Raw genomic sequence first — 26,110 nt, forward strand, 5'->3', positions numbered from 1 at the left:
TCAGTCATCCTCGTCCTTGTCGTCGACCTGGTAGGAGAAGCCGAAGTTGAAGCCGCTGAAGAGCATCACGTCGGCCAACTGGCGCATGGTGTCGCCGGCGCCGGCGAGGCTGCTGCGCGGCACGAAGAGCAGGTCGTCCGGCTGCAGGTAGGCGACACTGTCGGCGTCGTTGTCGAGCAACGCCTCCATGTCGTAGGTGCGCGACACCACCCGCTCGCCGTCGCGATGCAAAACCAGCACCGACTCCAGGTCGGCGGTGACGGGGTTGTAGCCGCGCGCCAGGGTCAGCGCCTCGAGCACCGAGATCGGCCGGCGCACCGGATAGGCGCCGGGCTGGCCGACCTCGCCGAGTATGTAGACCTCGTTGGCAGCGGTGGACTTGAGCAGCACGTCGACCTGGATCGGCCCGACTTCCTCGCGGTAGCGCTCGTTCAGGAGTTTTTCGAGTTCGTCGCTGTTCATGCCGCCGAGGCGGATGCTGCCGAGCATCGGGAAGGTCGCGCGGCCGTCGGCGCCGACGGTGATTTCCCGACTCATGCCGGTGTTCGGGCTGAACAGGGTGTCGTGCAGGTTCTGTGCGCGGGTCTGCGCCTTGGCCACCGAGACGGTGATCAGCGGTGTGCGCAGGGTCTCCTTGTAGCGCTCGGTCATCAGCGCCTGGGCCTCGTCGACGGTGAGCCCGGCGACCTGGAGGCTGCCGATGTATTCCAGATTGACCGTGCCGTCGGGCATCACCGTCTTGATGCCGGTCAGGCCCTTGGCGGTGGCGAACAGAATCTCCAGTTGGTCGCCCGGCTGGATGCGGTAGGCGTTGGGCGAATCCATCTCGATGTGGAAGATCACATCGAGCACGTCCTGCGGGCGCAGTACCTGGGTTACCGGGATCAGTTCGCTGCGCGTGGCCTGGTCCTCGGGGGCGGTGAGGATGTAGGCGGGAATCGAGCGCTGGCTGCTGCATCCGGCCAGGGCCAGGAGGGCGAGCAGGGGGAGCAAGGGTTTGTTCATGGTGGCGTCCGTCCTGTGGGCGATCCGATCAGAGCAGCCGGTAGAGCCATTTCGGCAGGTAGAGCCGGCGGGCGTTGAGCACGCTGCCAAGCAGCTTGGCGTTGGCCTGGCGCAGGCGCTGCACGGCGGCCTGGGCGACTTCCCAGCGGGTTTCCTCGGCGCGCACCACCAGCGCCACGGCGTCGGCCATGGCCGCCAGGATCAGGCCGCTGCCGCCGCCGTAGACGGCTTCGGCATCGATCACCACGAAGCGGTAGTGAGCCGCCAGGCAGTCGAACAGGTACTGCAGGGCCTCGGCAGTGAGACGGCCGGCCGCCACCGAAGGCTGACCGAGCGGCAGCAGATCGAAGGGCAGTTCAGGATGGCGCTGGATGCAGTGGCGGAGTTCGCCCTCCGGATGCTGGCTCTGCAGCAGCTCGAACAAGCCGCGGTCGGCCGCCATGCCCAAGCGCGAGCTAAGGCCGGTGGCCGAGGGGCCGGCATCGACCAGCAGGAGCTTGCCCTTCACCGAGCTGGCCAGTTGCCGGGCCATGCTCAAGGCGCAGGTGGTGGTGCCGCAGCCGCTGGTCGGGGCGATCAGCAGCAGGGTGCGGCAGTTCTGGTCGAGCAGGGTGGCCGCCAGGTTGACTTCGCTGGGATTGAGAACGCGGCGGTCCTGCTCCAGCAATAACGTGGTCTGCTCGGAACGGAGCATGGTCATGGGCTGACTCCTGATGCGTGCTCTGCCTGGGGTATGAGGGTTCAAGCGGCGCCGTGGCCGTGGAACACCTCGACGGGGGTTTTCAGCAGAATCCACAGGTCCAGCAGGGGGCCCTGACGGCGGATGTAGTCCATGTCGAGTTCGACCCGGTCGTCGAAATCGACGTCGCTGCGTCCGGAGATCTGCCAGAGGCCGGTCATGCCCGGATAGATGCTCAGCCGGCCCAGGTGGTGCTCGCGGTAGCGGCTGGCGTTGAACGAGGTGGGGCGCGGCCCGACTAGGCGCATCTCGCCGCGCACCACGTTGATCAGGTTGGGCAGCTCGTCCAGGCTGGTACGGCGCAGCCAGCGGCCGACCGCGGTCACCCGCGGGTCGGCGTCGATCTTGAAGTCGATGGCTTCGGCGCCGTGCTTGTTCAGGTGGCGCAGCGAGTCCTTCAGGGCCTCGGCACCGGCCACCATGCTGCGGAACTTGTACATGCCGAAGCGGCGCCCCCGAAAGCCGGTGCGTCGCTGGACGAACAGCACGGGACCGGGGCTATCCAGCCTGATCAGCAGGGCGATGCCGAGCAACAGGGGGGAGAATAAGAGCAGCAGCAGCAGGGCGGCGCAGGCTTCGCCAAGGCGCTTGGTGCGGGACAGGCTCCAAGGGGTGCCGCCCTGGCGACCGCTGAACCAGCCGCGATCGTGGACCCAGAGGGCGTTTTGGATCTTCTCCCGCTGCGAGGGATCGGTACGTTTTTCCTTGAGCGTGTAATGGCTGTCCTTAGCGAAGTTGATTTGTTGAAACGAGTTTCCCGGGGCATTCATTGCGCATTACCTCACGCGACAGTTCCCCGTCCGCAGCGGCGGATGAAATGGCTGGGGCATCGAGGCTGTCGATCCTGTAGTAGTGGCAAAACCAGGATACGAATCGGGCGAGGCCTTCTTCGAGACTTACCTGGGGCTGAAAGCCGGTGTCCCGTTGCAATTCCGAGACGTCGGCATAAGTGTCGAGCACGTCCCCGGGCTGCAAAGGCAGCAATTCCCGAAGGGCCTTACGGCCCAGATGCCTTTCCAAGGTGTCGATGTAATCGGTGAGGGCGATCGGTCGATGCCCGCCGATGTTGTACAGGCGCCAGGGCGCCATGCTGCTTTCCGCCCTGGGCCGTTCGCGGTCCCAGTGCGGATCGGAACGGGGCGGCTGCGGCAGCAGCCGTACCACTCCTTCGACGATGTCGTCGATGTAGGTGAAGTCGCGCTGGTGCCGGCCATGGTTGAATAGGCGCAGCGGCCGCCCTTCGACGATGGCCTGGGCGAACTGGATCGGCGACATGTCCGGTCGACCCCAGGGGCCGTAAACGGTGAAGAAGCGCAAGCCGGTGGCGGGAATGCCGAACAGGTGGCTGTAGCTGTGGGCCATCAGTTCGTTGGCCTTCTTGCTCGCGGCGTACAGCGACAGCGGGTGGTCGACGTTGTCCTGCACCGAATGGGGCGTGTGCTGGTTGGCGCCGTACACCGAGCTGGACGAGGCGTAGACCAGATGCCGCACCGGCTGCCGGCGGCAGCCTTCGAGGATGTTCAGGAAGCCGGCGAGGTTGCTGCGTACGTAGGCGTGCGGATCGCTCAGCGAATGGCGCACGCCGGCCTGGGCGGCCAGGTGCACCACCACCTCCGGGTGCTGGGCGGCGAACAGGTCGGCGACGCTGTCGGCATCGCCGAGATCCAGCCGCAACAGAGGAAAGTCGCCGGCTTCCTGACAGATCCAGCGCACCCGGTCCTCCTTCAGGGCCGGGTCGTAGTAGTCGTTGAAGTTATCCAGGCCGACCACCTCGTGGCCGTCGAGCAGCAGCCGGCGCACGCAATGGGCGCCGATGAAGCCGGCCGCGCCGGTGACCAGGATCTTCATTGCGCACCCGCCCGGGGATCGACCCGCGATAGGCCGGTGCTTTGCCGCTGCGTCTTTTCGATGCGCCGGCCGACCGCCGTTGTGCCGATGTCGACGCGGCGTGCGCGATGACCGACCGCGGCCAGGGCTGCCGCCTGGACCAGGCCGAGGTATCCGATACCGAAAACGCTCACATCCATGTTTGGCGTGCCTCGTCGAGGTGGATGCAGTGATACAGGTATAGGCGGTTGGGCGAGGACACTGTCAAGCAGACGGCCCGGTTCCTGTCTGACGTGCTTCAAATGGCGGAATTGCCCCTAACTTCTCTCCACAACCCATCGATTTTCCATGTTTTCCACGCGGTTGGAGTATTGGCCAGGGCCGGGAAAGCATCCATTCAACCGACGAGTGGCACGCTGCAAGGAAGCCGCGAACCACCCATGGCTTGGAGATTTCCGGCCGTGTTCCTAGAATTTGTCGCGACTCGCCCTTCGTGGCGATTCCGAGCACTGGCCGTCGCCAGCTCCATTCCCTGCCATTGGCCAGCCGATATGTCCGATTTCGATTTCACCCAACGCTTTCTCTTCGACGACACCGACGTGCGCGGCGAGCTGGCAGACCTGCGCGGCAGTTATGCCGAGGTGCTGGCCAAGCATCCCTATCCCGAGCCGGTCGCCCAACTGCTCGGCGAGATGCTCGCCGCCGCCGCGCTGCTGGTCGGCACCCTCAAGTTCGATGGCCTGCTGGTGCTGCAGGCGCGTTCCCCAGGACCGCTTCCCCTGCTCATGGTGGAATGTTCCAGCGAACGCGAGGTGCGCGGCATCGCCCGTTATCACGCCGAGCAGGTGGAGCCCGGTGCCAGGCTGCGCGAACTGATGCCCGAAGGCCTGCTGACCCTGACCATCGACCCGCGCCGGGGCCAGCGCTACCAGGGCATCGTCGAGCTGCGGGGCGAGAGCCTGGCCGACTGCCTGTCCGGTTATTTCGCCGATTCGGAGCAGTTGCCGACACGTTTCTGGCTCAATGCCGACGGTCGCCGCGCCCGTGGCCTCCTGCTCCAGCAATTGCCCGCCGACCGCCTGAAGGACGCCGAGGCACGCCCGCTCAACTGGGAGCACCTGATCACCCTGGCCGATACCTTGACCGCCGAGGAACTGCTCGGGCTGGACAACGAGACCCTGTTGCGCCGGCTCTACCACCAAGAGGCGGTACGCCTGTTCGAGCCGCTGCCGCTGCGCTTTCGCTGCAGTTGTTCGCGCGAGCGCTCGGCCAACGCCTTGTCCAGCCTGGGACAGGCGGATGCCGAACAACTGCTGCGCGAGCGCGACGGCCTGGTGGTGGTCGATTGCCAGTTCTGCAACCAGCGCTACGAGTTCGATGCCACCGATATCGCTCAACTGTTCGCCGGCGGCGGCAGCGGGGCGCCCTCGGCGACTCGCCACTGATCAAGAAGCGCGACATACCCCGTACTTTTAGTGTGGGGAAGGATAGCGCGGACGGCGTAGCCGTCCCTTCATCGGGTAAAATGCCGGCATGAAGCAGACCAAGACCCTGCAAGTTCGCGTTTGAGACAAGCATGCTCCGCTGCTGCGCCAGATGGCCCGCGGCGTCAACTTCGTCTGGAATTACCTGAACGAACCGAGCCAGCGCTCGATTCGCGAGCGCGGGGTCTTTCTGTCCGCCTATGACATGCATCCCTACACCAAGGGCGCCGGCAAGGATCTCGGTCTGCACAGCCACACCTTGCAATGCGTGGCTGCCGAGTACGTCACCCGGCGCGGGCAGTTCAAGAAGGTCCGGCTGAATTGGCGAAAGTCGGGCGGTGCCCGTCGATCCCTCGGCTGGATTCCGGTCAACACTGGAGCGGCAAGCTGGAAGAACCGGCAGGTCTACCACAACGGGCACTACTTCAAGGTCTGGGACAGCCACGGCCTGAGCCGGTACGGGTTCCGCTCGGGCAGCTTCAGCGAGGATGCGCGGGGCCGCTGGTACTTCAACGTCGCCGTGGAGATAGAGGCTGAGCTTTCGCCAGGGCAAGGGGCGCTCGGCATCGACCTGGGCCTCAAGGACGTGGCGACCTGCAGCGATGGCACGAAGTTGGAGAACGGCCGCTTCTACCGCGACCTGAAGGCGAAGCTGGCCATTGCCCAGCGCGCCGGCAAGAAGGTCCGCGCCAGGGCGATCCATGCCAAGATCGCCAACCGACGCCAGGACGCCTTGCACAAATTCAGCCGGAAACTGGTCAGCCAGTACGGCGAAATCCACGTGGGCGATGTGTCGTCCACGAAACGCGTGAAGACCCGGATGGCCAAGTCGGTGCTCGACACTGGTTGGGGCCAGTTGAAGACGATGCTGGAATACAAGTGCGCACACGCAGGCATCGTTTTCAAGGTGGTCGACGAGCGCTACACCACCCAAGCCTGTTCGAATTGCGGCTGCCTGCCCGGTTCGAGGCCGAAAGGTATCGCGGGCCTTGGAATAAGAGAATGGATCTGCTGTGAGTGCGGTGTCGCTCACGACCGCGATGTGAGCGCGGCCAGGAACATTCTCGCGGCCGGGCATGGCCGTCCAGTGGTGGGAATTCCCATCCTTTAGGGCGGGGAGGATGTCAAGCCTCGGCTCTCCGCCGCCCGGTGGCGCGGCGGGTTTCTTCAGCGGATTGAATCCGCTTTCGGCACGGCCGAAGCATCGGTTTTCGCCTGCGGACGGAGCGGCACGGAACCTTTGCCGGACAGGCGGCTCCTACTGTATCGGCGGCTTTTCTGGTAGAATGGCCGCGCTTTTTTTATTTTTTCCTTGTAGTAATACCGTATTTCACGCTACAAAAACGTATGGAGGAATCGGCCACAAGCCGATCGGATGCACATGACGCAAGCCACTCAAGCCGTGTTTACCGACATCAGCACCGCGCAACTGGTAGAAGAAGCCATCCGCCGAGGAGAAGGAGAACTGGCAGCCAACGGCTCTCTGGTGGTGCGGACCGGCCATCGAACCGGGCGCTCCCCGAGCGACCGCTTCATCGTCCAGGAGCCGGGCAGCCAGCACAAGATCGCCTGGGGCAATATCAACCGTCCTTTCCCCACCGACAGGTTCGACGCCCTCTGGCAACGTGTCGAAGCCCATCTCGCCGAGCGTGACCATTTCGTTTCGCACGTACATGTAGGGGCCGATCCCGAATACTACCTGGCGGTCAAGATGATCACCGAAACCGCCTGGCACAACCTGTTCGGCCGCTGCCTGTTCATCAACCCGGACAAGTTCAATCCTGCCGGCAAGGGCGAGTGGCGAATCCTCAATGCACCTGACTTCGAGTGCGTGCCGGAGCGCGACGGCACCAATTCGGACGGCTGCGTGATCATCGACTTCGCCGCCAAGAAGGTCCTGTTGGCCGGCATGCGCTATGCCGGCGAGATGAAGAAGGCGATGTTCTCGGTGCAGAACTTCCTACTGCCGGACGTCGACGTGCTGCCGATGCACTGCGCCGCCAACATGGGCGAGGAGGGCGACGTGACCCTGTTCTTCGGCCTGTCCGGAACCGGCAAGACCACCTTGTCCGCCGACCCGGGCCGTTATCTGATCGGCGACGACGAGCACGGCTGGGGCGTGGGCACCGTGTTCAACATCGAGGGCGGCTGCTATGCCAAGTGCATCGACCTGTCCGAGAAGAACGAGCCGGTGATCTGGAATGCCATCAAGTTCGGCGCCGTGCTGGAGAACGTGGTGCTCGACGAGCGTTCGCGCCTGCCCGACTACGCCGACGGTGGCCTGACGCAGAACACCCGCGCCGCCTACCCGCGCGAGCTGATCGAGAAGCGCGTGCAGGAAAACCGCGCTGGCGAGCCGAATGCGGTGATCTTCCTCACCTGCGACCTGACCGGCGTGCTGCCCCCGGTGTCGATCCTCGACAACGAACAGGCGGCCTACCATTTCCTGTCCGGCTACACGGCGTTGGTCGGCTCCACCGAGATGGGTTCCGGCGAGGGCATCAAGTCGACCTTCTCCACCTGCTTCGGCGCGCCCTTCTTCCCGCGTCCGGCCGGCGAATACGCCGAACTGCTGATTAAGCGCATCCAGGGCTACGACTCCAAGGTGTACCTGGTCAACACCGGCTGGACCGGCGGTGGCTACGGCGTCGGCAAGCGCTTCAACATCCCGACCACCCGCGGCGTGATCGCGGCGATCCAGAGCGGCGCGCTGATCGGCGTCGAGACCGAGCGCCTGCCGATCATCAACCTGGATGTGCCGAAAACCGTGCCGGGCGTCGACACCGAACTGCTCAACCCGCGCAACACCTGGGCCGACAAGAGCGCCTACGACGAGGCGGCCCGCGCCCTGGCCAAGCAGTTCGTCGAGAACTTCAAGAAGTTCGATGTCTCCGACGCCATCCGCAACGCCGGCCCGCTGCTCTGAGCCGTCGCGTCTGGTGAAGAAGCCGCCTCCGGGCGGCTTTTTCGTGCCTGCCCACCGGTCTTGCCGCGTTATGCTCTGAGTCGGTATCTCGAAGGAGTGAGGCATGGAACAGGGCGCTTTAAAGTTCTTGGGCTACCTGCTGGCGCTGATCCAGGCGTTGGGGGTGGCTGCGGCCGTCCACGCGGTGTTCACTGTGCGGACCGCGCAGGGAGCCATCGCCTGGGCCATCTCCCTGCTGTTCATGCCCTATCTCACCCTGTTGCCCTATCTGGTGTTCGGTCGCAGCCGCTTCGATGCCTATATCCGGGCGCGGCGCCAGGCCGACCGGCAGATGCGCCGGGCGATGGCCGAGCAGGATTGGCGTCCCTGGGTCGAGGAGGCCAAGGCGGCCCATAGCAGCATGGCTTCGCAGGATCTCAAGGTGCTGGCGCGCCTCGGCCGCCAGCCGCCGCTGGGCAACAACCGGGTACGCCTGCTGATCGACGGCGAGGCCGCCTTCGCGGCGATCTTCGAGGCCGTCGCCCAGGCGCGCCAAGTGATCCTGCTGCAGTTCTTCATCGTCCGCGACGACCACCTGGGCCGGCGTCTGCAGAGCCTGCTGCTGGAGCGGGCCGCCAGCGGCGTGCAGGTGTTCTTCCTTTACGACCGCATCGGCTGCCACGCCCTGCCGCGTCACTATGTGCAGCGTCTGCGCGCGGGCGGGGTGGCGATGCGGGCCTTTTCGGCCTCCGCGCGCAGCGGGCTGCTCAACCGCTTCCAGTTGAACTTCCGCAACCACCGCAAGCTGGTGCTGGTCGACGGCCAGCGCGGCTTTCTCGGCGGGATGAACGTCGGCGACGACTACCTGGGAAACAATCTGCGGCTCTCGCCTTGGCGCGATACTCAGGTGGAGCTGAGCGGGCCCGTGCTGGCCTGCCTGCAGGAGTCCTTCGCCGAGGACTGGTTCTGGACCACCCGGCAACTGCCGCCGCTGCTGCTGCCGGAGCGCTATCCCGCCGGCGGGGTACTCTGCCAACTGGTCGGCAGCGGCCCGGCCGATCCCCAGGAAACCGGCTCGCTGCAGTTCGTCGCGGCGATCAACGCGGCACGCCGGCGGATCTGGCTGGCCAGTCCCTACTTCGTGCCCGACGAGTCGGTATTCGCTGCCTTGCGCCTGGCGGTGCTGCGCGGGCTGGAGGTGCGCCTGCTGCTGCCGGCGCGGGCCGATCACCGGGTGGTCTACGCCGCTTCCAGCCTGTATGCCTTCGAGGCGCTCGAGGCGGGCATCCGGGTATTTCGCTACCTGCCGGGTTTCATGCACCAGAAGGTGCTGCTGATCGACAACGATACCGCGGCGGTGGGCAGCGCCAATCTGGACAACCGCTCGTTCCGTCTGAATTTCGAACTGACCCTGTTTGTCCTCGATACCGCCTTCGCCGCTGAGGTGGAATACATGCTGCAAAGGGATTTCAGCCGTTCCCGCGAGCTGGACAGGGGGGAGAGCCGCCGGGCGCACCGCCTGAAGCGCCTGGGCATGCGGGTAGCGCGGCTGATTTCGCCGATCCTCTGAAAGCGAAAAGCCCACCGTGGCGGGCGGGCTTCTGCGGATCTGGGCTGCGCCGACGCGGTCGTGTCAGCGATGGCGCTTGTGATGCTTGTGCTTGTAGTGGCCGCGGTGGAGGCCGTTGTCGTTGTAGTGGTGGTGATGGTGATGCTCGACACTGCGGCGACCGCGGTTGTCGTCATCGTCGTCGCCGTAGGCGTTGCCCAGGGCGCCGCCGCCGGCGCCGCCGAGCGCGGCGCCGATCACGCCGCCGGTGCGACCGCCGACCGAGTTGCCGATGACGTTGCCGCCGGCTGCGCCGAGCGCGCCGCCGATGGCCGCTTCGGTCCGGCTGCGCCGCTCGGCGCCGATGCCGGCGCCGGCCGCGCCGCCGACGCCCGAGCCGATTACTGCGCCGGTGGAGCCGCCCAGGGCGCCACCGACGACCGAGCCCAATGTTCCGCCCAGTGCGCCGCCGACCGCTGCCTCGGTGTTGCCGCCAGCGAATGCGGCGCCGCTGGTCAGGCCGAAGGAGAGCAGGAGTATGGGTGCGTACTTCATGAGGTGAACCTCAGTGGTAATGACGAGGCGATCCTCGCTGCAGTGCAGACACCTTGCAAGCGTTTTTTAGCGATTTTTCGATTTTTTCATTGCTTTGTAACTCATTGTTTGTTAAGGGGAACTTCGCTAAAACGGGACGGTCGATCCAGCTCTGGGATTGCCCCGGCCGTTCTTTCCGGCAGTCGCGGAATTTTCGGTTTTCCGGTGTTTTGGCGAGCGGTCCGTGTACCGTGGTGGAAGTTCTTCCGCTGCGAGCAAACTCGTTCGCGATGCTTTTGGCCGCGCGGATGAATCCGCTCCCGCATTTCGGTCCGAGGCTCAGCACAATCCTTCGCACAAGGTCGCATAGCTCTCCACGGCGGCGAATTCCTCGGTGTCCTTCGGACCCTGGCAACTGTCCGGCCGGCGTACCGCCAACAGGTGGGCGATGCCGTAGCGCCGGGCGCTGCGCAGCACTGGCAGGCTGTCGTCGATGAACAGTGTGCGCGTCGGCGCGAAGCCGAAGTCTTGCTGCAGGGCGAACCAGAATTGCTGGTCCTCCTTGGGGAAGCCGTAGTCGTGGGCGCTGATCAGGCGTTCGAACCAGGGCGCCAGCTCGACTCGCTCCAGTTTCAGCGACAGCGAATCACGGTGCGCGTTGGTGATCAGCGCGACGCGCTTGCCAGCGCCGCGCAGGGCCGCGAGGAGGCGGTCGGCCTCCGGGCGCAGGGCGATCAGGTGGGCGACTTCGCGCTTGAGTTCGACGACCGGCAGCTTCAGCTCGGCGCTCCAGAAGTCCAGGCAGTACCAGGTCAGCCGGCCGGCATGCTCGCGAAACAGCGGCAGCAGTTCGCGTTCGGCCAGGGCGCGGCCGATGCCGTGGTGTTCGGCGTAGCGTCGCGGCAGGTGCTCCAGCCAGAAGTAGTTGTCGAAGTGCAGATCGAGCAGGGTACCGTCCATGTCGAGCAGGACGGTGTCGATTTCGCTCCAGGATAGCGGGGGCATGGCGGCTCTTGTCGGTGAAGGCTTCGGGAAGCGTGGCATGCGAAGGACCTGCGCGCCATCGCAGGGCAATCGCATAAAATATCTTTCCGATATTGGACTGGAAAGATTGTGTGCCTGGTCGTTCCGGCCTGGTCTTCAAATCCGGTACATCGGCTGCTTGCCGAGGGGCTGGATACTTCCTGTTTCGGCCCCCCCGGCCGAGTCACTTTCTCTTTGCGCGCGCCAAGAGAAAGTAACCAAAGAGAAAGCGCGCCCGGTCATCCGGCCCCGGCTGCGCCGGGGTTCCCTCGCTCCGGCGCCGCTCCGAGGGTCGTCGCGCAAGGGGCATCCATGCCCCTCGTACGACTCTCGCCGCCTCCCCGCGGCTCACCCCTCTACGCGACGCCTGCGCTCGGCCTCCTGAACGGGAGTCGGGCTCCGGGTTGCCTGAAAGCGCTTTCGCTCTTGCGGCACGACCTGTCAGGCCGCGCCGGATGCCCCCTTCAGAAGGCCGAGCGGAATCGCCGTGGAAGGGGTCGAGCGGCAAGGATGCCGCGAGAGCCGCGATGGGCCATGGATCGCCCTGCGCGGCGAGCCCCTGGAGCGGCGATGCAGGGAGGGAACCCGGAGCGAAGCGCAGGGCTGGATGAGGGGGTGGCCTTCTTTTGGGTTACTTTTTCTTGGCCAGGCAAGAAAAAGTGACTCGGCCGGGGGGCCGAAATGGGGACTTTCCGGCTACTCGGCAAGCAGCCATGCCAAGGATCACACAATCTTTCCAGTCTGGTATCAGGCGAGCGCGTCATGCGATTGCCCTGCGCGCCATCGGCCGGAGGCGAGCCGGATCGCGAGCCGAGTTATGATAACCAGCCACGAGGCTCCAGAAGAACGTCAATTGAGCCGCCTATTCAGTCGAGGAATGACTATGCGCCAGAAACCCACCGTACTCGCTCGAGCGATCGTCGCGACCAGCCGTCTGTTTCGCGTCGAGGAATTGCAGTTGCGCTTCACCAATGGCGTCGAGCGCACCTATGAGCGTCTGGTGGGTACCGGCAGCGGCTACGGCGCGGTGATGGTCGTCGCGCTGATCGACGACCAGCACGCCCTGCTGGTGGAGGAGTACTGCGCCGGCACCGACGATTACCAGTTGTCCTTGCCTAAGGGGCTGATCGAGCCGGGCGAGGACGTGCTGGTGGCAGCCAACCGCGAGCTGAAGGAGGAGGCCGGCTACGGCGCCCATCAACTGGAGTACCTCACCGAGCTGTCCCTTTCGCCCGGCTACATGACCCAGAAGATCCAGGTGGTGCTGGCCCGCGACCTCTACCCCAAACGCCTGCCGGGCGACGAGCCGGAGCCGATGCGGGTCGAGCGGGTCAACCTGCGCGAACTGTCCGCTCTGGTTCGGCATGCGCAGTTCAGCGAAGGACGGGCCCTGGCCGCGCTCTATCTGGCGCGCGATCTGCTGGTTCAGCGCGGAGTGCTGGTCCTGTGAGCACCGTTCCTTTCGCCCCGCTGATCGACCTGGTGCGCCAGGCCGGCGCCGCCATCCTGCCGTACTGGCGCATGGACGGTATCGACGTGCAGGAAAAGGACGACGCCTCGCCGGTGACCGCCGCCGACCTGGCCGCGCACCGTGTGCTCTGCGCCGGCCTGCGGGCGCTCGAACCGACGGTTCCGGTGCTCTCCGAGGAGGATTGCGCGATTCCCCTGGCCGAGCGCGCCGGTTGGCGCCGCTGGTGGCTGGTCGACCCGTTGGACGGCACCAAGGAGTTCATCGCCGGCAGCGAGGAGTTCACCGTCAACGTCGCGCTGATCGAGGAGGGCCGGGTGCTGCTCGGCGTGGTTGGGGTGCCGGCGACCGGCTGCTGCTATTTCGGCGGCGCCGGGCTCGGCGCCTGGAGTAGCGAGATGTCGGGCGTCGAACGGCCGATCGCCGTGCGCCGCGCGCCGGACGAGGATTTCACCGTGGTCGCCAGCCGACGGCACAGCAGTCCGGCCCAGGAGCGCCTACTGCAGGGGCTCGCCGCGCGTTTCGGCAGCCTGCGGCTGACCAGCGTCGGCAGTTCGCTGAAGTTCTGCCTGCTCGCCGAGGGGCTGGCGGATTTCTATCCGCGCCTGGCGCCGACCTCGCAGTGGGACACCGCCGCCGCCCAGGGCGTGCTCGAAGGGGCCGGCGGCGAGGTACTGGATCTGCAGGGCCGGGCGCTGGACTACGCGGCGCGCGCCGATTTCCTCAACCACTCGTTCCTGGCTCTGCCGCGCACGGCCGGCTGGCGCGACGGACTGCTCGAACTGGCGCGGACGCTGGAGTGAGAAAAGCCCGCGGGGGACGCCCCGCGGCACCGGACTCGCCTCAGTCGAGCATATCGCCGAAGCGCTCGTCCTTGCGGAAGCGGATCGCCTGCTTGAAGCCGGGAACCTTGACGCCTTCCTCGCTCACTTCGATGGCATGTTCGTCGATCATGTCCTGGCCGAAGTTGTAGAGGATGTCGAAACGCCCCTGCAGGACCTGCTCGTCGTAGCGGCGGGCGGCCTCGCGGGTGGCTTCGCGGCGCGAACAGTAATCGGCGAAGGCGGCTTCGCCGTGGCGCTTGCGCAGCATCTTCTCTGTGACCCGCGGCGACAGCAGCACGCCGGTGGCGTTGTTGCCGCCAAAGCCCTTGGAGTTGATGAAGCAGACATCCAGGTCGTCGCGGCGCACGTCCTGCATGGAAAGACGCAGGTGCTGGTCGTGGACGTCGTCGGCGAAGCGATCGACGGTCTTGATGCCGGGCAGCAGGCCATATTTGAAGGTGCCGAGTGCGGAGATCAACTGATCGCCGCTGGCGGTGGCCAGGGAGTGGCCGACATAGGCCTTGACCGCGGCGATCGGCCAGTCGGCGATGCCGAAAGCCCCCGCGACGTGGTCGAGCAGTTCCGATTCGGTGACGCGGTTGGCCGGCGTGCTCGAACCGTGGGCGTGGATGAAGCTGCGTCGGCGCACGCCGTCCTCGCCGACCAGTTGCATCGCGCTGGCCACCGCCTTGGCCACGGTCACGTAGTTGCCCGGCCCAGGGGCGGAGATGGACTTCTTGAAGCCGTCGGCGTTGACGAACACGTCCGGCACCGCGCCATGGATATCGGCGCCTAGCTCCAGGGCCAGGGCGTCGTCCATCAGCACCAGGTACTGCGCCGCCTCGGCCAGGGTGAAGCCGCAGTTGGCGCCAAAGGGACGGCTGGCGCGGCGGAAATCCACCTGGTCGCGGCCTCCGATGTGGCGCAGGCCTTCCTCGGTGGCCAGGGCGCCCATGGCCGCATAGCCCTCGACGATTTCCGGGGTGATCGGCGCCTCGGCGTTGCCGACCACCACCACCCGCGCTTGGCCGGAGGTGATGACATCGATGCCCTTCTGCAGGTTGTAGAGGAAGGTGGCGCAGGCGCCGGTGATGCTGCCGGTGCTGCCGACACTGCCCAGCACGTAGGCATTGATGAAGTCGGTGGGCATGCTGTTGAAGCCCAGCGGCAGTTGCTTGGAGGAAACGCGGTAGCCCTTCAGGCGCGACTGCAGCAGGCCGCCGTAGCCGTTCTCGTCGAGCTGGCTCATGATGCTGCCGGAAAACACCGCCACCTCGTCGGGCTGCACGTGGTCGAGGATGGTCTGCCAGTCGATGCCGGTGGAGCGTAGCGCATCGGTGGCGGCCACCACCGACAGTTGCAGGCCGCGCGGGTGGAAGCGCGAATTGTAGAGTTCCCCTGGCTCGAAACCGGTAGGCAACTGGCCGGCGGACTTCACCGGCATCTCGCGGTAGCTGTCGACCTTGAATTCGCAACTGCCGTGGATGGTCACCCGCACCTGGTGCTCTTCCAGGGGCTCGACGCTCCAGTTGGCCGGCAGCGGCTCGGGCAGTTGCTTGGCGTTGGTGGTGAAGTGCAGCGGCTGGTCTTCGCCGGACAGGGTCAGGCTCTTGTGCCAGTGGGTGGCGTCGACGTCGAAATATTGCCGCTCGATGCGCCGGATCAGGGTCGCGGCGAGAATCCGTTCGCCGTGGCGGCGTTCGATCTCGGCCGGGGTGAGGGTGGAGCCATCGCTGTCGCGGTATTGGCCATCGACCACGCTCACCAGCTTCATCATCACGGCCAATCCGGCGAGGGTTTCCTGGCGGGCCTGGGGGGGGAGGGACTCGATGACAGTGCGGCGGAAACCGTGGTGGAAGGAGCTGCGACCGGCTGAGTTGTAACCACCAAAACCAACGATGACAGGTAAGCGAGACATAGCTCGGAAAACTCCTCACGCAAGAGAATTGCAGGCTCCGAAACCGGGGGCCGGTCGCTGGCGGAGTGGCCGATCCGGGGCCGGCCGTTGGCCCGGCCTTGAGGATCGACTACGCCGAAGCGAAGAATTTATAAATGTCCATGTAGACGGGGTCGGCAACGATCGAGTCACGCTTACCGCAGGTCGCTCTTCGTTTGGCATTGTAGCGGCCTGGGAGTGAAGGCATCGACGAGCGATCTTAGCCGATTGTAGCTTCGGACTGCAGAGGGAAGGAGACGACCGCCGCCGTTGGCGGCGGCGGTCGCCGCGGTCACAGACCGGCGTCCGAACGCAGCGCTTCGGCCTTGTCGGTGCGCTCCCAGGTGAAGGCGGTGAAGCTGTCGTTGCCGACGGTCATTTCCACCGGCGTGCGGCCGAAGTGACCGTAGGCGGCGGTTGACCGGTACATCGGGTGCAGCAGGTCGAGCATGCGGGTGATCGCGTAGGGGCGCAGGTCGAAATGCTCGCGAACCAACTGGACGATCCTGTCGTCGCCGATCTTGCCGGTGCCGAAGGTGTTGATGGAGATGGAGGTCGGCTGGGCCACGCCGATGGCGTAAGAGACCTGAATCTCGCAGCGCTCGGCCAGGCCGGCGGCGACGATGTTCTTGGCCACGTAGCGGCCGGCGTAGGCCGCGGAGCGGTCCACCTTGGACGGGTCCTTGCCGGAGAAGGCGCCGCCGCCGTGACGGGCCATGCCGCCGTAGGAGTCGACGATGATCTTGCGCCCGGTCAGGCCGCAGTCGCCCACCGGGCCGCCGATGACGAACTTGCCGGTCGGGTTGATGTGGAACTGGGTGTCCTTGTGCAGCAGCTCGGCCGGCAGGGTGTGCTTGATGATCAGCTCCATCACCGCTTCGTGCAGGTCAGCCTGGGTGATCTCCGGGTTGTGCTGGGTGGACAGCACAACCGCGTCGATGCCGACCACCTTGCCGTTCTCGTAGCGGCAGGTGACTTGGCTCTTGGCGTCCGGGCGCAGCCAGGGCAGCAAGCCGGACTTGCGCGCCTCGGCCTGGCGCTCGACCAGGCGGTGGGAGAAGCAGATCGGCGCCGGCATCAGCACCTCGGTTTCGTCGCTGGCGTAGCCGAACATCAGGCCCTGGTCGCCGGCGCCCTGGTCTTCCGGCTTGGCGCGGTCGACGCCCTGGTTGATGTCCACCGACTGCTTGCCGATGATGTTGATGATGCCGCAGGTATGGCCGTCGTAGCCGACGTCGGAGCTGTCGTAGCCGATGTCGACGATGACCTTGCGCACCAGCTCCTCGAGGTCGATCCAGGCGCTGGTGGTGATCTCGCCGGCGACGATGGCGACGCCGGTCTTCACCAGGGTCTCGCAGGCCACCCGGGCGTGCTTGTCTTCGGCGATGATGGCGTCCAGCACCGCATCGGAAATCTGGTCGGCGATCTTGTCCGGATGCCCTTCGGACACGGACTCGGAGGTGAAAAGGGAGTATTCGCTCATCTATTATCGGTTCCTGTTGTTGCCGGTGGCTGAGTCGGCCTCGTGACCGTGCCGTCCAATATTCAAGGGGTTTGCTGTCGTTCACCGGCGCCCGCCGTTATCCTGGCGAAGTGCCGTATCTGAATCTGGAAGCCGTTGCGCAGGCCTATGTACAGGCTGTCGCCGGGCTCCAGGCCGGCCTGCGCGGCCCAGCGCGCCAGTTCGTCCTGATCGAAGCCGAGCCAGAGGTCGCCACAGGCCTCGCGGGCCCAGTCCTGATCGTGGCGACACAGTTCGGTCAGCAGCAGGCTGCCCCCGCGCTTGACCCGCCCGGCCAGCCGCTGCAGCGCCTCGGCCGGCGCGGCGAAGTGGTGCAACACCATGTTCAGCACCACGCAGTCGGCGCTGTCCGGGCTTTCCTGCAGCGCGTCGGCGAGCTTCAGCTCGACGTTCTCCAAAAATTCCCGGGCGCAGCGCTGGCGGGCTAGTTCGAGCATCGCCGGGCTGTTGTCCAGGGCCGTCACCCTCGCGAAACGCCGCGCCAGCTCGGGCAGCAGGGCGCCGTCGCCGGGGCCGACCTCCAGCGCGCAGGCCGAGTCGGCGAAGGCCTGCGCATCGAGCAGGGCCAGCAGGCTGTCGCGGTACTGCGGCAAGCCGGCGATCAGGTCCTGCTGCGCCTGGAACTTGTCGGCCATGCGGCTGAAGAAGTCGCGGCTGACCGCCGCGCGCTGGGCATGCACTTCGGCGACCCGCGCGCGGATGGCGGCCTCCAGCTCCAGCGCGTCGACCTCCGCCAGCAGCGCCGCGCGCAGCGTGCCGGCGAAGCCGGCGGCGGCCGGCAGGGCACGGCGGTAGAAAATCGCGTTGCCCTCGCGGCGCGTCGCCACCAGCCCGGCCTGGGCCAGCACCTTGAGGTGATGGCTGATGCCCGACTGGCCGATGGCGAAGATCTGCGCCAGTTCCAGCACCCCGAAGGAGTCGCTGGCCAGCGCGCGCAGCACCTTTAGGCGCAGCGGATCGCCGCCGGCCTTGCAGAGGGCGGCCAGTTCGTCGCAGTCGTCGTCGCGGTGCAGGGTGGAGACACGCATGTTCATGGGGCCGGCAGTCTAGTCGGTCGATTTTTGCGCAGCAAGGCTGTATCAAAAAGTTTTGATATTGCTCTTGTCCCGCCGGCTGGCGAGGTTCGCCGCACCCGGTCGGAAATGCCGGCGGGCAAGGGGGCTACCGCGTTGCCGGCTGCTAATCTGGCGGGTTGTCGCCACTTCGACCATTCGCGATTGCCGCTGCCCTTGCGGCTGGGCGAGAATGGCCGACTTTTTGATTCGAGACTCCCAGGAGATCTAGCGATGCCCAGCCGTCGTGAGCGAGCCAATGCTATTCGTGCCTTGAGTATGGATGCCGTGCAGAAAGCCAACAGTGGCCATCCTGGCGCCCCCATGGGCATGGCGGATATCGCCGAAGTGCTGTGGCACGATTATCTCAAGCACAACCCGGCCAATCCGCAATGGGCGGACCGCGACCGCTTCGTGCTCTCCAACGGCCATGGCTCGATGCTGGTCTATTCGCTGCTGCATCTGACCGGCTACGATCTCTCGATCGACGATCTGAAAAACTTCCGCCAATTCGGCAGCCGCACCCCTGGCCATCCCGAATACGGCTATACCCCCGGCGTCGAGACCACTACCGGCCCGCTCGGCCAGGGCCTGGCCAACGCCGTCGGCATGGCCGTGGCGGAGAAGGTGCTGGCCGCGCGGTTCAACCGGCCCGGACAGCGCATCGTCGATCATTACACCTACGTGTTCCTCGGCGACGGCTGCCTGATGGAAGGCATCTCCCACGAAGTCTGCTCGCTAGCCGGCACCCTGGGGCTGAACAAGCTGATCGCCTTCTACGACGACAACGGCATCTCCATCGACGGCGAGGTCGAGGGCTGGTTCACCGACGACACCCCGGCGCGTTTCGAGGCTTACGGCTGGCTGGTGATCCGCAATGTCGACGGCCACGACGCCGACGAGATCAAAACCGCGATCGAGACCGCGCGCAAGAGCGAGCGTCCGGTTTTGATCTGCTGCAAGACGGTGATCGGTTTCGGTTCGCCGAACAAGCAGGGCAAGGAAGCCTGCCACGGCGCCGCGCTGGGGGCCGAGGAGGTCGCCCTGACCCGCGATGTGCTGGGCTGGAAGCACGCGCCGTTCGAGATTCCCGCCGAGATCTACGCCGGCTGGGACGCCCGGGCCGCCGGCGCCGCCCGCGAGACCGAATGGAACCGGCGCTTCGCCGCCTACCAGGCCGAGTTCCCGGAACTGGCCGCGGAATTTTTGCGCCGCAGCCGTGGCGAACTGCCCGCCGATTTCGCCGCGAAGGCCGGCGAATACATCGCCGAAGTCGCCGCCAAGGGGGAAACCATCGCCAGCCGCAAGGCCAGCCAGAACGCGCTGAACGCCTTCGGCCCGCTGCTGCCGGAGTTTTTCGGCGGCTCGGCGGACCTGGCCGGCTCCAACCTGACCCTGTGGAAGGGCTGCAAGGCGCTCGCGGCGGACGACGCCTCCGGCAACTACCTGTATTACGGCGTGCGCGAGTTCGGCATGAGCGCCATCATGAACGGCATCGCCCTGCACAGCGGTTTCATTCCCTACGGCGCCACCTTCCTGGTGTTCATGGAGTACGCCTGCAACGCCGTGCGCATGGCCGCGCTGATGAAGCAGCGCGTGCTGTTCGTCTACACCCACGACTCCATCGGCCTCGGCGAGGACGGCCCGACCCACCAGCCGGTCGAGCAACTGGCCAGCCTGCGCAGTACGCCGAACCTCGACACCTGGCGCCCGTGCGACGCGGTGGAGTCGGCGGTGGCCTGGAAATGCGCCATCGAGCGCCAGGACGGCCCGAGCGCCCTGGTGTTCAGCCGCCAGAACCTGCCGCACCAGGCGCGCGATGCCCGGCAACTGGCCGATATCGCTCGCGGCGGCTACGTACTCCGCGATTGTGCCGGCACCCCGGAGTTGATCCTCATCGCCACCGGTTCGGAGCTTACCCTGGCGGTGCAGGCCTACGAGACGCTGAGCGGGCAGGGGCGCCGGGTGCGAGTGGTTTCCATGCCCTCGACCAGCGTGTTCGATCGCCAGGACGCCGCCTGGAAACAGGCCGTGCTGCCGTCCGGGGTCGGGGCGCGGATCGCCATCGAGGCCGCCCACGCCGACTTCTGGTACAAGTACGTCGGGCTGGCCGGACGCATCGTCGGCATGACCAGCTTCGGCGAGTCCGCGCCGGCCGGCGCGCTCTTCGAGCATTTCGGCTTCACCCTCGACAACCTGCTGGCCAACGCCGGAGAACTGCTCGGGGATTGATGCGCTGGCCTCCCTCTCCCCGCTGCGGGAGAGGGGGAGGGAGCCTGGCCGGCGCCGCCTTTCTCCGGCCCTCTTCCCGGCGGGGAAGGGGGTGCGAATCGTCTACCTCCGAGACCTGTCATGCCCAATCCTCCCTACCGCGTCGCTCTCAACGGCTATGGCCGCATCGGCCGCTGCGTTTTGCGCGCCCACTATGAACGGGGCGCTTCTTCGGCGTTCCGCATCGTCGCGCTCAACGACTTGGCCGACCAGGCGAGCATCGAATACCTGACCCGTTTCGACTCCACCCACGGGCGCTTCCCCGGCGAGGTGCGGGTCGAGGGCGACCGGCTGTGCCTGAACGGCGACAGCCTGCGGGTGCTGCGCGCATTGACCCCGGAAGCCGTCGACTGGCGTTCTCTCGGCATCGACCTGGTGCTGGAGTGTTCGGGCGTCTATCACAGCCGTGCCGACGGCGAGCGCTTCCTGCGCGCCGGGGCGCCGCGGGTGCTGTTCTCCCAGCCGATGGCCAGCGAGCACGACGTCGACGCCACTATCGTCTACGGGATCAACCAGCAGCGCCTCACGGGCGACGAAAGGCTGGTTTCCAACGCCTCCTGCACCACCAATTGCAGCGTGCCGCTGCTGAAATCGCTGAACGAGGCGATCGGCCTGGAATACGTGTCGATCACCACCATCCACTCGGCGATGAACGACCAGCCGGTCATCGACGCCTATCACCACGAGGATCTGCGCCGCACGCGCTCGGCCTTCCAGTCGGTGATCCCGGTGTCGACCGGCCTGGCTCGTGGCATCGAGCGCCTGCTTCCGGAACTTTCCGGGCGCATTCAGGCCAAAGCCGTGCGGGTGCCGACGCTCAACGTCTCTTGCCTCGACATCACCCTGCAGACCGCTCGCGATACCTCGGCCGAGGAGGTCAACCGCGTGCTGCGTCAGGCTGCCGGGCAGGGGCCGCTCAAGGGATTGCTGGACTACACCGAATTGCCGCACGCCAGTTGCGATTTCAATCACGACCCCCATTCGGCCATCGTCGATGGCAGCCAGACCCGCGTTTCCGGCCCCCGGCTGGTCAACCTGCTGGCCTGGTTCGACAACGAGTGGGGTTTCGCCAACCGCATGCTCGATGTCGCCGGTCACTGGCTGGGCGTCGCCGCTGCACGACGATAGAACTTTCTGCCTCCGGGAAAAGGACCGATCGCATGACCGTGTTGAAGATGACCGACCTCGACCTCAAGGGTAAGCGCGTACTCATCCGCGAAGACCTCAACGTGCCGGTGAAGGACGGTGTGGTGAAGAGCGACGCCCGCATCCTCGCTTCGCTGCCGACCATCAGGCTGGCGCTGGAAAAGGGCGCGGCGGTGATGGTCTGCTCGCACCTGGGCCGCCCGACCGAGGGCGAATATTCCGAGGAGAACAGCCTGAAGCCGGTCGCCGACTACCTGTCCGGAGCCCTAGGTCGCGAGGTGCCGCTGCTCGGGCAATACCTGGACGGGGTGAAGGTCGAGCCGGGCCAGGTGGTGCTGTTCGAGAACGTGCGTTTCAACAAGGGCGAGAAGAAGAACGCCGACGAGCTGGCGCAGAAGTACGCCGCGCTCTGCGATGTGTTCGTCATGGACGCCTTCGGCACCGCCCACCGCGCCGAGGCTTCGACCCACGGCGTCGCCAGGTTCGCCAAGGTCGCCTGCGCCGGTCCCCTGCTAGCCGCCGAGTTGGAGGCGCTGGGCAAGGCGCTGGACGACCCGCAGCGGCCGATGGCCGCCATCGTCGCCGGTTCCAAGGTGTCCACCAAGCTCGACGTGCTCAACTCCCTGAGTCAGGTCTGCGACCAGTTGATCGTCGGTGGCGGCATCGCCAACACCTTTCTCGCCGCGGCCGGGTACAAGGTCGGCAAGTCGCTCTACGAGGCTGATCTGGTCGACACCGCCAAGGCCATCGCCGCCAAGGTCAGCGTGCCGCTGCCGGTGGACGTGGTGGTCGCCAAGGCGTTCGCCGAGTCCGCCGAAGCCACCGTCAAGGCCATCGACGAGGTGGCTGACGACGACATGATCCTCGATATCGGCCCGCAGACCGCCGCGCAGTTCGCCGAACTGCTGAAATCTTCCCGGACCATCCTGTGGAACGGCCCGGTCGGCGTGTTCGAGTTCGACCAGTTCGGCAACGGCACCAAGGTTCTGGCCGAGGCCATCGCGGCGAGCCCGGCTTTCTCCATCGCCGGTGGCGGCGATACCCTGGCGGCCATCGACAAGTACGGTGTGGGCGAGAAAATCTCCTACATTTCCACCGGTGGGGGCGCCTTCCTCGAATTCGTCGAGGGCAAGGTGCTGCCGGCCGTGGCGGTGCTGGAAGAGCGCGCCAGGTAATACCCGTATCTCGATGGCTCCCGCGCTCCGGCGTGGGCGCCATGCCCGGGATGTCCGGCGTCCCTGCATGGACGCCGGAGCGTCCGGGGGAGGCGTTCCCACGCGGGAGCGTGGGAACGCTCATGTTCTCCCCTCTGCCCGCGCGGGAGAGGGATTCAGGCTTGAGCCCGGGCCGCCGTCGGCGGTACGGACAGCGATCGAACGATCATTATAGGGAGTACAAAGATGGCACTTATCAGCATGCGTCAGCTGCTGGACCACGCCGCCGAATTCGGCTACGGCGTGCCGGCCTTCAACGTCAACAACCTCGAGCAGATGCGCGCCATCATGGAAGCGGCCGACAAGACCGACTCGCCGGTGATCGTCCAGGCTTCCGCCGGCGCTCGCAAATACGCCGGTGCGCCCTTTTTGCGCCACCTGATCCTCGCCGCCATCGAGGAGTTCCCGCACATCCCGGTGTGCATGCACCAGGACCATGGCACCAGCCCCGACGTCTGCCAGCGCTCGATCCAGCTCGGCTTTTCCTCGGTGATGATGGACGGCTCGCTGAAGGAAGACGGCAAGACCCCGGCCGACTACGACTACAACGTGCGCGTGACCCGGCAAACCGTGGCCTTCGCCCATGCCTGCGGCGTTTCCGTGGAGGGCGAGCTGGGCTGCCTGGGCAGCCTGGAAACCGGCCAGGCCGGAGAGGAAGACGGCGTCGGCGCCGAAGGCACCCTGGACCATAGCCAGATGCTCACCGACCCGGAAGAGGCCGCGCGCTTCGTCAAGGAAACCCAGGTCGACGCCCTGGCCATCGCCATCGGTACCAGCCACGGCGCCTACAAGTTCACCAAGCCGCCGACCGGCGACATCCTCGCCATCGACCGCATCAAGGAAATCCACAAGCGCATCCCCGACACCCACCTGGTGATGCACGGCTCCAGCTCGGTTCCGCAGGACTGGCTGAAGGTGATCAACGAATACGGCGGCGACATCAAGGAAACCTACGGCGTGCCGGTCGAGGAAATCGTCGAGGGCATCAAGTACGGGGTGCGCAAGGTCAACATCGACACCGACCTGCGCTTGGCTTCCACCGGCGCGATCCGCCGCTTCATGGGCCAGAGCCCCAGCGAGTTCGATCCGCGCAAGTACCTGGCCAAGACCGTCGAGGCCATGCGCGACATCTGCATCGCCCGCTACGAGGCCTTCGGCACAGCCGGCCACGCCTCGAAGATCAAGCCGCTCTCCCTGGAAGCCATGTTCCAGCGCTACGCCAAGGGCGAATTGGCCGCCAAGGTCAACTGAGCCCCGACCTGTTCCATGAGGCCCGCTTCGCGCGGGCCTCGTGTTTCAGGGCCGGTCTTCCCGCAGCCAGGCCTGCAACGCCTCGACCGCCAGCCGGTGGTCGTCCCACTGCGGCAGGCCGGACAGGGTCAGGGCGCCGACCAGTTCCCCGTTGACCAGGCGCAGCGGGAAGCTGCCGCCGTGGGCCGCGTACTCGCGCGCGTCGATATGCGGCTGGGTTTCGAATTCCCGCCCCTTGCCGCGGTTGTACTCCCCTAGATACATCGAACTGTGTCCGAAACGCAGTACCGCATTACGCTTGCGCCTGACCCAATCATGGTTGTCGGCACTGGAGCCGGGCAGGGCGGCGCCGAAGACGGTGCGGCCGTAGGCGTAAATCTCCAGCACGGCCGGGGCTTGGGCGGCGCTTGCGAGCCGCTGCAGGTGCAGGCCCAGTTGCCAGGCGTCGGCCAGGTCGAAGGCGGGCAGGCGCAGTCGCGCCTCCTGCTCCAGCAGTTCGGACGGGCTCATCGGTGTACCTCCAGCGTGCGGCCCTGTTCGTGGCTACGGTAGGCCAGCTCGATCAGGCGGATACCCAGCAGGGCGTCGACGGGCGTCACCGGCGGTGGCAGGCGTTTCTGCAGGGCCTGCGCCAGATGCCGGTAGAACAGTTGATAGTCGCCGGCCAGGGTCGGCAGCGTGCGGGTTTCCCGCTCCGTATACAGGCGGCCGTGCCGGCTCTCCGGCTCCAGCCCCCAGTCCGGGCCACCCGGCGTCGTGCCAGCGCGCAGCGCGTCCTCCTGCGGATCGAGCCCGTACTTGTGGTAGCTGCCCAGGGTGCCCTGCAGCACGAAACGCGGGGTAGGGGCGGCGCAGAACGGACTCGAGTGCAGCACCACCTCCTTGTCCGGATAGTGCAACTGCAGATGGAAGTAGTCGGTGGCCTCGGCACCGTCGCGCAACTGGCGACAGAGGGCGGTGACGGCTTCGGGGGGGCCGAACAGCACCAGCGCCTGGTCGATCAGATGGGGGCCGAGGTCGTAGAGAATGCCACCGCCCAGGACGGCCTGCTCGCGCCAGCGGGCGCGCGGAATCGGGCGGAAACGGTCGAAGTGGGATTCGAAATAGCGGATCTCGCCCAACCGGCCGTCGCGCAGCAACTGCTGCAGGGTCAGGAAGTCGCCATCGAAGCGGCGGTTGTGGTAGATCGCCAGGAGTCGCTGCTGGCGGGCAGCCAGGGCCAGCAGTTCCTCGCCTTCTTCGGCCGTCACCACGAAGGGCTTTTCCACCAGTACGTCCTTGCCGGCTAGCAGGGCCTGCCGGGCCAGCGGATAGTGGCTGTGATTCGGTGAGGTGATGACCACCAGTTCGGCGTCGCTGCGGGCGATCAGCTCGCTGCCGTCGGAGTAGTGCTGCAACTGCGGGTAGTCCTGGCGCAGTTGTTCCTGGCCGCTGCTGATGGCCACCAGCCGCAGCTCCGGCTGGTTGTGGATGAAGGGCAGGTGGAAGATGCGGGCCGAGAGCCCGTAGCCGATCACGGCGGTCTTAATCAATGGGAGCCTCCAGGGTGAGGATCGGAATCTCAAGGTCGACGAGCGCCCGGCGCAACGGCCCGTCGGGCAGCGCATCGCAGATCAGCAGGTCCAGCCGGGCCAGTTCGCAGACCTGGTGCAACTGCTGGGTGTCGAACTTGTCGGCGCAGCCGACCGCGATCAATTGTTCGGACTGGGCGATCGCCCGGCGTTTCAGGGCGGCTTCGCTGGCCATCGGGGCGCTGAGGCCGTGCTCGCTCAGGGCGCAGATGCCTAGGACGGCGTGCCGCAGGCGGAACTGTCCGAGCTGCCGCTCGGTTTCCGGCCCTAGCATCATGCGCTGCAGCGCATCGAACTCCCCGCCCAGCGCATGGAGGCCGAGCGCCGGGTTGTGGCTCAGCAACTGCAAGGCATCCAGCGCGGCGCTGACCAGGGCGAAGGGCTGGGGCTGGGCGGCGAGCAGCCGGGCCAGCTCCAGCAGCGTGCTGCCGGCGTCCAGGTACAGGCTGGCGCCGGGCTGGAGTATCTCCAGGGTTCGCCTGGCGAGCGCGACCTTGGCGTCGTTGCGCGGACGCTGCTGGAAGGGCAGCGGTTCGCTGGCCGGCGTGAGCAGCCGGGCGCCGCCGCGGATGCGCTGGAAGCGGGGCTGTTCGGTCAGCCGGATCAGGTCCCGCCGTGCCGAGTCGCGGGAAATGCCGAAGTGCCGGCAGATCTCGTCCAGAGTGATGCGCTGCTGGCGCTCCAGCAGGTTGGCGATGACGGCGAGCCGCTCTTCCTGGGTCACGGCATTCATTTCAAGTGATTCTGCGTGTTTTTAAGTGATTGAAAGCTTATTTTGGCAAAAACACT

22 protein-coding genes and 1 pseudogene are annotated in these 26,110 nt (G+C 66.2%); 10 read left to right on the forward strand and 13 right to left on the reverse strand.

Annotated elements, in window-relative coordinates; genetic code table 11:
* From ACGI6K_RS01740 to ACGI6K_RS01760, 5 genes and pseudogenes are all read right to left on the reverse strand, one after another.
* Positions 1 to 1,005 carry a polysaccharide biosynthesis/export family protein gene (locus ACGI6K_RS01740; RefSeq protein ID WP_376946940.1) on the reverse strand — a complete coding sequence of 335 codons (1,005 nt, stop codon included), beginning with the start codon at positions 1,003 to 1,005 and terminating at the stop codon, positions 1 to 3.
* A 28-nt stretch (positions 1,006 to 1,033) separates the two neighbouring features.
* A complete protein-coding gene (locus tag ACGI6K_RS01745) occupies positions 1,034 to 1,705 on the reverse strand; it encodes a CpsD/CapB family tyrosine-protein kinase (RefSeq protein ID WP_376946938.1) in 672 nt (223 codons plus the stop codon).
* A 41-nt stretch (positions 1,706 to 1,746) separates the two neighbouring features.
* A complete protein-coding gene (locus ACGI6K_RS01750) occupies positions 1,747 to 2,484 on the reverse strand; it encodes a sugar transferase (protein WP_376946972.1) in 738 nt (245 codons plus the stop codon).
* Positions 2,471 to 3,592 (reverse strand): NAD-dependent epimerase, encoded by a 1,122-nt coding sequence (locus ACGI6K_RS01755; protein WP_376946936.1) that lies wholly within the window; start codon positions 3,590 to 3,592, stop codon positions 2,471 to 2,473. The genes ACGI6K_RS01750 and ACGI6K_RS01755 overlap by 14 nt, the downstream gene beginning before the upstream one ends.
* 86 nt (positions 3,593 to 3,678) lie before the next feature.
* A pseudogene (locus tag ACGI6K_RS01760) lies at positions 3,679 to 3,771 on the reverse strand (hypothetical protein); the annotation flags it as partial.
* Between the two features lie 351 nt (positions 3,772 to 4,122).
* Here ACGI6K_RS01760 and hslO point away from each other — a divergent pair.
* The 4 genes from hslO to cls all read left to right on the forward strand — a co-directional run bounded on the left by hslO (position 4,123) and on the right by cls (position 9,530).
* The gene (gene hslO, locus ACGI6K_RS01765; RefSeq protein WP_376946934.1) at positions 4,123 to 5,016 is read left to right on the forward strand and encodes an Hsp33 family molecular chaperone HslO; all 894 of its coding nucleotides are present in this window, start codon (positions 4,123 to 4,125) and stop codon (positions 5,014 to 5,016) included.
* A 142-nt stretch (positions 5,017 to 5,158) separates the two neighbouring features.
* Complete coding sequence (locus ACGI6K_RS01770) at positions 5,159 to 6,166, forward strand: RNA-guided endonuclease InsQ/TnpB family protein (RefSeq protein WP_377969341.1); 1,008 nt, start codon at positions 5,159 to 5,161, stop codon at positions 6,164 to 6,166.
* A gap of 270 nt (positions 6,167 to 6,436) precedes the next feature.
* Positions 6,437 to 7,981 carry a phosphoenolpyruvate carboxykinase gene (locus ACGI6K_RS01775; RefSeq protein WP_376945373.1) on the forward strand — a complete coding sequence of 515 codons (1,545 nt, stop codon included), beginning with the start codon at positions 6,437 to 6,439 and terminating at the stop codon, positions 7,979 to 7,981.
* Between the two features lie 103 nt (positions 7,982 to 8,084).
* Positions 8,085 to 9,530, forward strand: coding sequence for a cardiolipin synthase (gene cls / locus ACGI6K_RS01780; RefSeq protein ID WP_376945371.1), 1,446 nt, complete (start codon positions 8,085 to 8,087; stop codon positions 9,528 to 9,530).
* Between the two features lie 63 nt (positions 9,531 to 9,593).
* On the opposite strand, the gene ACGI6K_RS01785 is transcribed toward cls, so the two are convergent.
* Together ACGI6K_RS01785 and yrfG are read right to left on the reverse strand one after the other, a co-directional pair.
* The gene (locus tag ACGI6K_RS01785; RefSeq protein ID WP_376945369.1) at positions 9,594 to 10,064 is read right to left on the reverse strand and encodes a glycine zipper domain-containing protein; all 471 of its coding nucleotides are present in this window, start codon (positions 10,062 to 10,064) and stop codon (positions 9,594 to 9,596) included.
* 318 nt (positions 10,065 to 10,382) lie between these two features.
* On the reverse strand, positions 10,383 to 11,048 hold the full coding sequence (yrfG, locus tag ACGI6K_RS01790) for a GMP/IMP nucleotidase (protein WP_376945367.1): 666 nt from the start codon (positions 11,046 to 11,048) through the stop codon (positions 10,383 to 10,385).
* Between the two features lie 901 nt (positions 11,049 to 11,949).
* On the opposite strand from yrfG, the gene nudE reads away from it, so the two are divergent.
* Together nudE and cysQ are read left to right on the forward strand one after the other, a co-directional pair.
* Positions 11,950 to 12,516: an ADP compounds hydrolase NudE gene (gene nudE / locus ACGI6K_RS01795; RefSeq protein ID WP_376945365.1), complete on the forward strand. Its 567-nt coding sequence runs from the start codon at positions 11,950 to 11,952 to the stop codon at positions 12,514 to 12,516.
* Entirely contained in the window at positions 12,513 to 13,337 is an 825-nt protein-coding gene (gene cysQ / locus ACGI6K_RS01800) for a 3'(2'),5'-bisphosphate nucleotidase CysQ (protein WP_376945363.1), read from the forward strand. Before nudE ends, cysQ begins: the two co-directional genes overlap by 4 nt.
* A 40-nt stretch (positions 13,338 to 13,377) precedes the next feature.
* Here the strand turns inward: cysQ and ACGI6K_RS01805 are convergent, their stop codons facing one another.
* The 3 genes from ACGI6K_RS01805 to ACGI6K_RS01815 form a co-directional block, all read right to left on the reverse strand.
* Complete coding sequence (locus ACGI6K_RS01805) at positions 13,378 to 15,276, reverse strand: beta-ketoacyl synthase (protein ID WP_376945361.1); 1,899 nt, start codon at positions 15,274 to 15,276, stop codon at positions 13,378 to 13,380.
* A 310-nt stretch (positions 15,277 to 15,586) separates the two neighbouring features.
* On the reverse strand, positions 15,587 to 16,777 hold the full coding sequence (gene metK / locus ACGI6K_RS01810; protein ID WP_376945359.1) for a methionine adenosyltransferase: 1,191 nt from the start codon (positions 16,775 to 16,777) through the stop codon (positions 15,587 to 15,589).
* Between the two features lie 62 nt (positions 16,778 to 16,839).
* Positions 16,840 to 17,844, reverse strand: a complete 1,005-nt coding sequence (locus ACGI6K_RS01815; protein ID WP_376945376.1) for an ArsR/SmtB family transcription factor — start codon at positions 17,842 to 17,844, stop codon at positions 16,840 to 16,842.
* 258 nt (positions 17,845 to 18,102) lie between these two features.
* Here ACGI6K_RS01815 and tkt point away from each other — a divergent pair, with 258 nt between their 5' ends.
* From tkt to fba, 4 genes are all read left to right on the forward strand, one after another.
* On the forward strand, positions 18,103 to 20,100 hold the full coding sequence (gene tkt, locus ACGI6K_RS01820; RefSeq protein WP_376945357.1) for a transketolase: 1,998 nt from the start codon (positions 18,103 to 18,105) through the stop codon (positions 20,098 to 20,100).
* A gap of 120 nt (positions 20,101 to 20,220) precedes the next feature.
* Complete coding sequence (gene epd / locus ACGI6K_RS01825; protein WP_376945355.1) at positions 20,221 to 21,267, forward strand: erythrose-4-phosphate dehydrogenase; 1,047 nt, start codon at positions 20,221 to 20,223, stop codon at positions 21,265 to 21,267.
* 32 nt (positions 21,268 to 21,299) lie between these two features.
* The gene (locus tag ACGI6K_RS01830) at positions 21,300 to 22,460 is read left to right on the forward strand and encodes a phosphoglycerate kinase (protein ID WP_376945353.1); all 1,161 of its coding nucleotides are present in this window, start codon (positions 21,300 to 21,302) and stop codon (positions 22,458 to 22,460) included.
* 225 nt (positions 22,461 to 22,685) lie between these two features.
* The gene (fba, locus tag ACGI6K_RS01835; RefSeq protein WP_012699241.1) at positions 22,686 to 23,750 is read left to right on the forward strand and encodes a class II fructose-bisphosphate aldolase; all 1,065 of its coding nucleotides are present in this window, start codon (positions 22,686 to 22,688) and stop codon (positions 23,748 to 23,750) included.
* 45 nt (positions 23,751 to 23,795) lie between these two features.
* On the opposite strand, the gene ACGI6K_RS01840 is transcribed toward fba, so the two are convergent.
* Genes ACGI6K_RS01840 through ACGI6K_RS01850 form a run of 3 tightly spaced genes read right to left on the reverse strand, consistent with a single transcriptional unit; the run spans position 23,796 to position 26,054 of the window.
* Complete coding sequence (locus ACGI6K_RS01840; protein ID WP_376945351.1) at positions 23,796 to 24,260, reverse strand: heme-degrading domain-containing protein; 465 nt, start codon at positions 24,258 to 24,260, stop codon at positions 23,796 to 23,798.
* Positions 24,257 to 25,282 (reverse strand): oxidoreductase, encoded by a 1,026-nt coding sequence (locus ACGI6K_RS01845; protein WP_376945349.1) that lies wholly within the window; start codon positions 25,280 to 25,282, stop codon positions 24,257 to 24,259. Before ACGI6K_RS01845 ends, ACGI6K_RS01840 begins: the two co-directional genes overlap by 4 nt.
* A complete protein-coding gene (locus ACGI6K_RS01850; protein ID WP_376945347.1) occupies positions 25,275 to 26,054 on the reverse strand; it encodes a DeoR/GlpR family DNA-binding transcription regulator in 780 nt (259 codons plus the stop codon). Before ACGI6K_RS01850 ends, ACGI6K_RS01845 begins: the two co-directional genes overlap by 8 nt.
* Positions 26,055 to 26,110: the final 56 nt, after the last annotated feature.

This window comes from Azorhizophilus paspali (assembly GCF_043587585.2).
In the GTDB taxonomy this organism is placed as follows: Bacteria; Pseudomonadota; Gammaproteobacteria; order Pseudomonadales; family Pseudomonadaceae; genus Azotobacter; species Azotobacter paspali.

Bases quoted from the DNA above. Each gene is read 5' to 3' on its own strand.
- yrfG (WP_376945367.1), bottom strand. From the start codon at position 11,048: ATGCCCCCGCTATCCTGGAGCGAAATCGACACCGTCCTGCTCGACATG.
- fba (WP_012699241.1), top strand. From the start codon at position 22,686: ATGGCACTTATCAGCATGCGTCAGCTGCTGGACCACGCCGCCGAATTC.
- ACGI6K_RS01815 (WP_376945376.1), bottom strand. From the start codon at position 17,844: ATGCGTGTCTCCACCCTGCACCGCGACGACGACTGCGACGAACTGGCC.
- ACGI6K_RS01755 (WP_376946936.1), bottom strand. From the start codon at position 3,592: ATGAAGATCCTGGTCACCGGCGCGGCCGGCTTCATCGGCGCCCATTGC.
- ACGI6K_RS01785 (WP_376945369.1), bottom strand. From the start codon at position 10,064: ATGAAGTACGCACCCATACTCCTGCTCTCCTTCGGCCTGACCAGCGGC.
- tkt (WP_376945357.1), top strand. From the start codon at position 18,103: ATGCCCAGCCGTCGTGAGCGAGCCAATGCTATTCGTGCCTTGAGTATG.
- hslO (WP_376946934.1), top strand. From the start codon at position 4,123: ATGTCCGATTTCGATTTCACCCAACGCTTTCTCTTCGACGACACCGAC.
- ACGI6K_RS01850 (WP_376945347.1), bottom strand. From the start codon at position 26,054: ATGAATGCCGTGACCCAGGAAGAGCGGCTCGCCGTCATCGCCAACCTG.
- epd (WP_376945355.1), top strand. From the start codon at position 20,221: ATGCCCAATCCTCCCTACCGCGTCGCTCTCAACGGCTATGGCCGCATC.
- metK (WP_376945359.1), bottom strand. From the start codon at position 16,777: ATGAGCGAATACTCCCTTTTCACCTCCGAGTCCGTGTCCGAAGGGCAT.
- ACGI6K_RS01745 (WP_376946938.1), bottom strand. From the start codon at position 1,705: ATGACCATGCTCCGTTCCGAGCAGACCACGTTATTGCTGGAGCAGGAC.
- ACGI6K_RS01805 (WP_376945361.1), bottom strand. From the start codon at position 15,276: ATGTCTCGCTTACCTGTCATCGTTGGTTTTGGTGGTTACAACTCAGCC.
- cls (WP_376945371.1), top strand. From the start codon at position 8,085: ATGGAACAGGGCGCTTTAAAGTTCTTGGGCTACCTGCTGGCGCTGATC.
- nudE (WP_376945365.1), top strand. From the start codon at position 11,950: ATGCGCCAGAAACCCACCGTACTCGCTCGAGCGATCGTCGCGACCAGC.
- ACGI6K_RS01830 (WP_376945353.1), top strand. From the start codon at position 21,300: ATGACCGTGTTGAAGATGACCGACCTCGACCTCAAGGGTAAGCGCGTA.
- ACGI6K_RS01840 (WP_376945351.1), bottom strand. From the start codon at position 24,260: ATGAGCCCGTCCGAACTGCTGGAGCAGGAGGCGCGACTGCGCCTGCCC.
- ACGI6K_RS01740 (WP_376946940.1), bottom strand. From the start codon at position 1,005: ATGAACAAACCCTTGCTCCCCCTGCTCGCCCTCCTGGCCCTGGCCGGA.
- ACGI6K_RS01775 (WP_376945373.1), top strand. From the start codon at position 6,437: ATGACGCAAGCCACTCAAGCCGTGTTTACCGACATCAGCACCGCGCAA.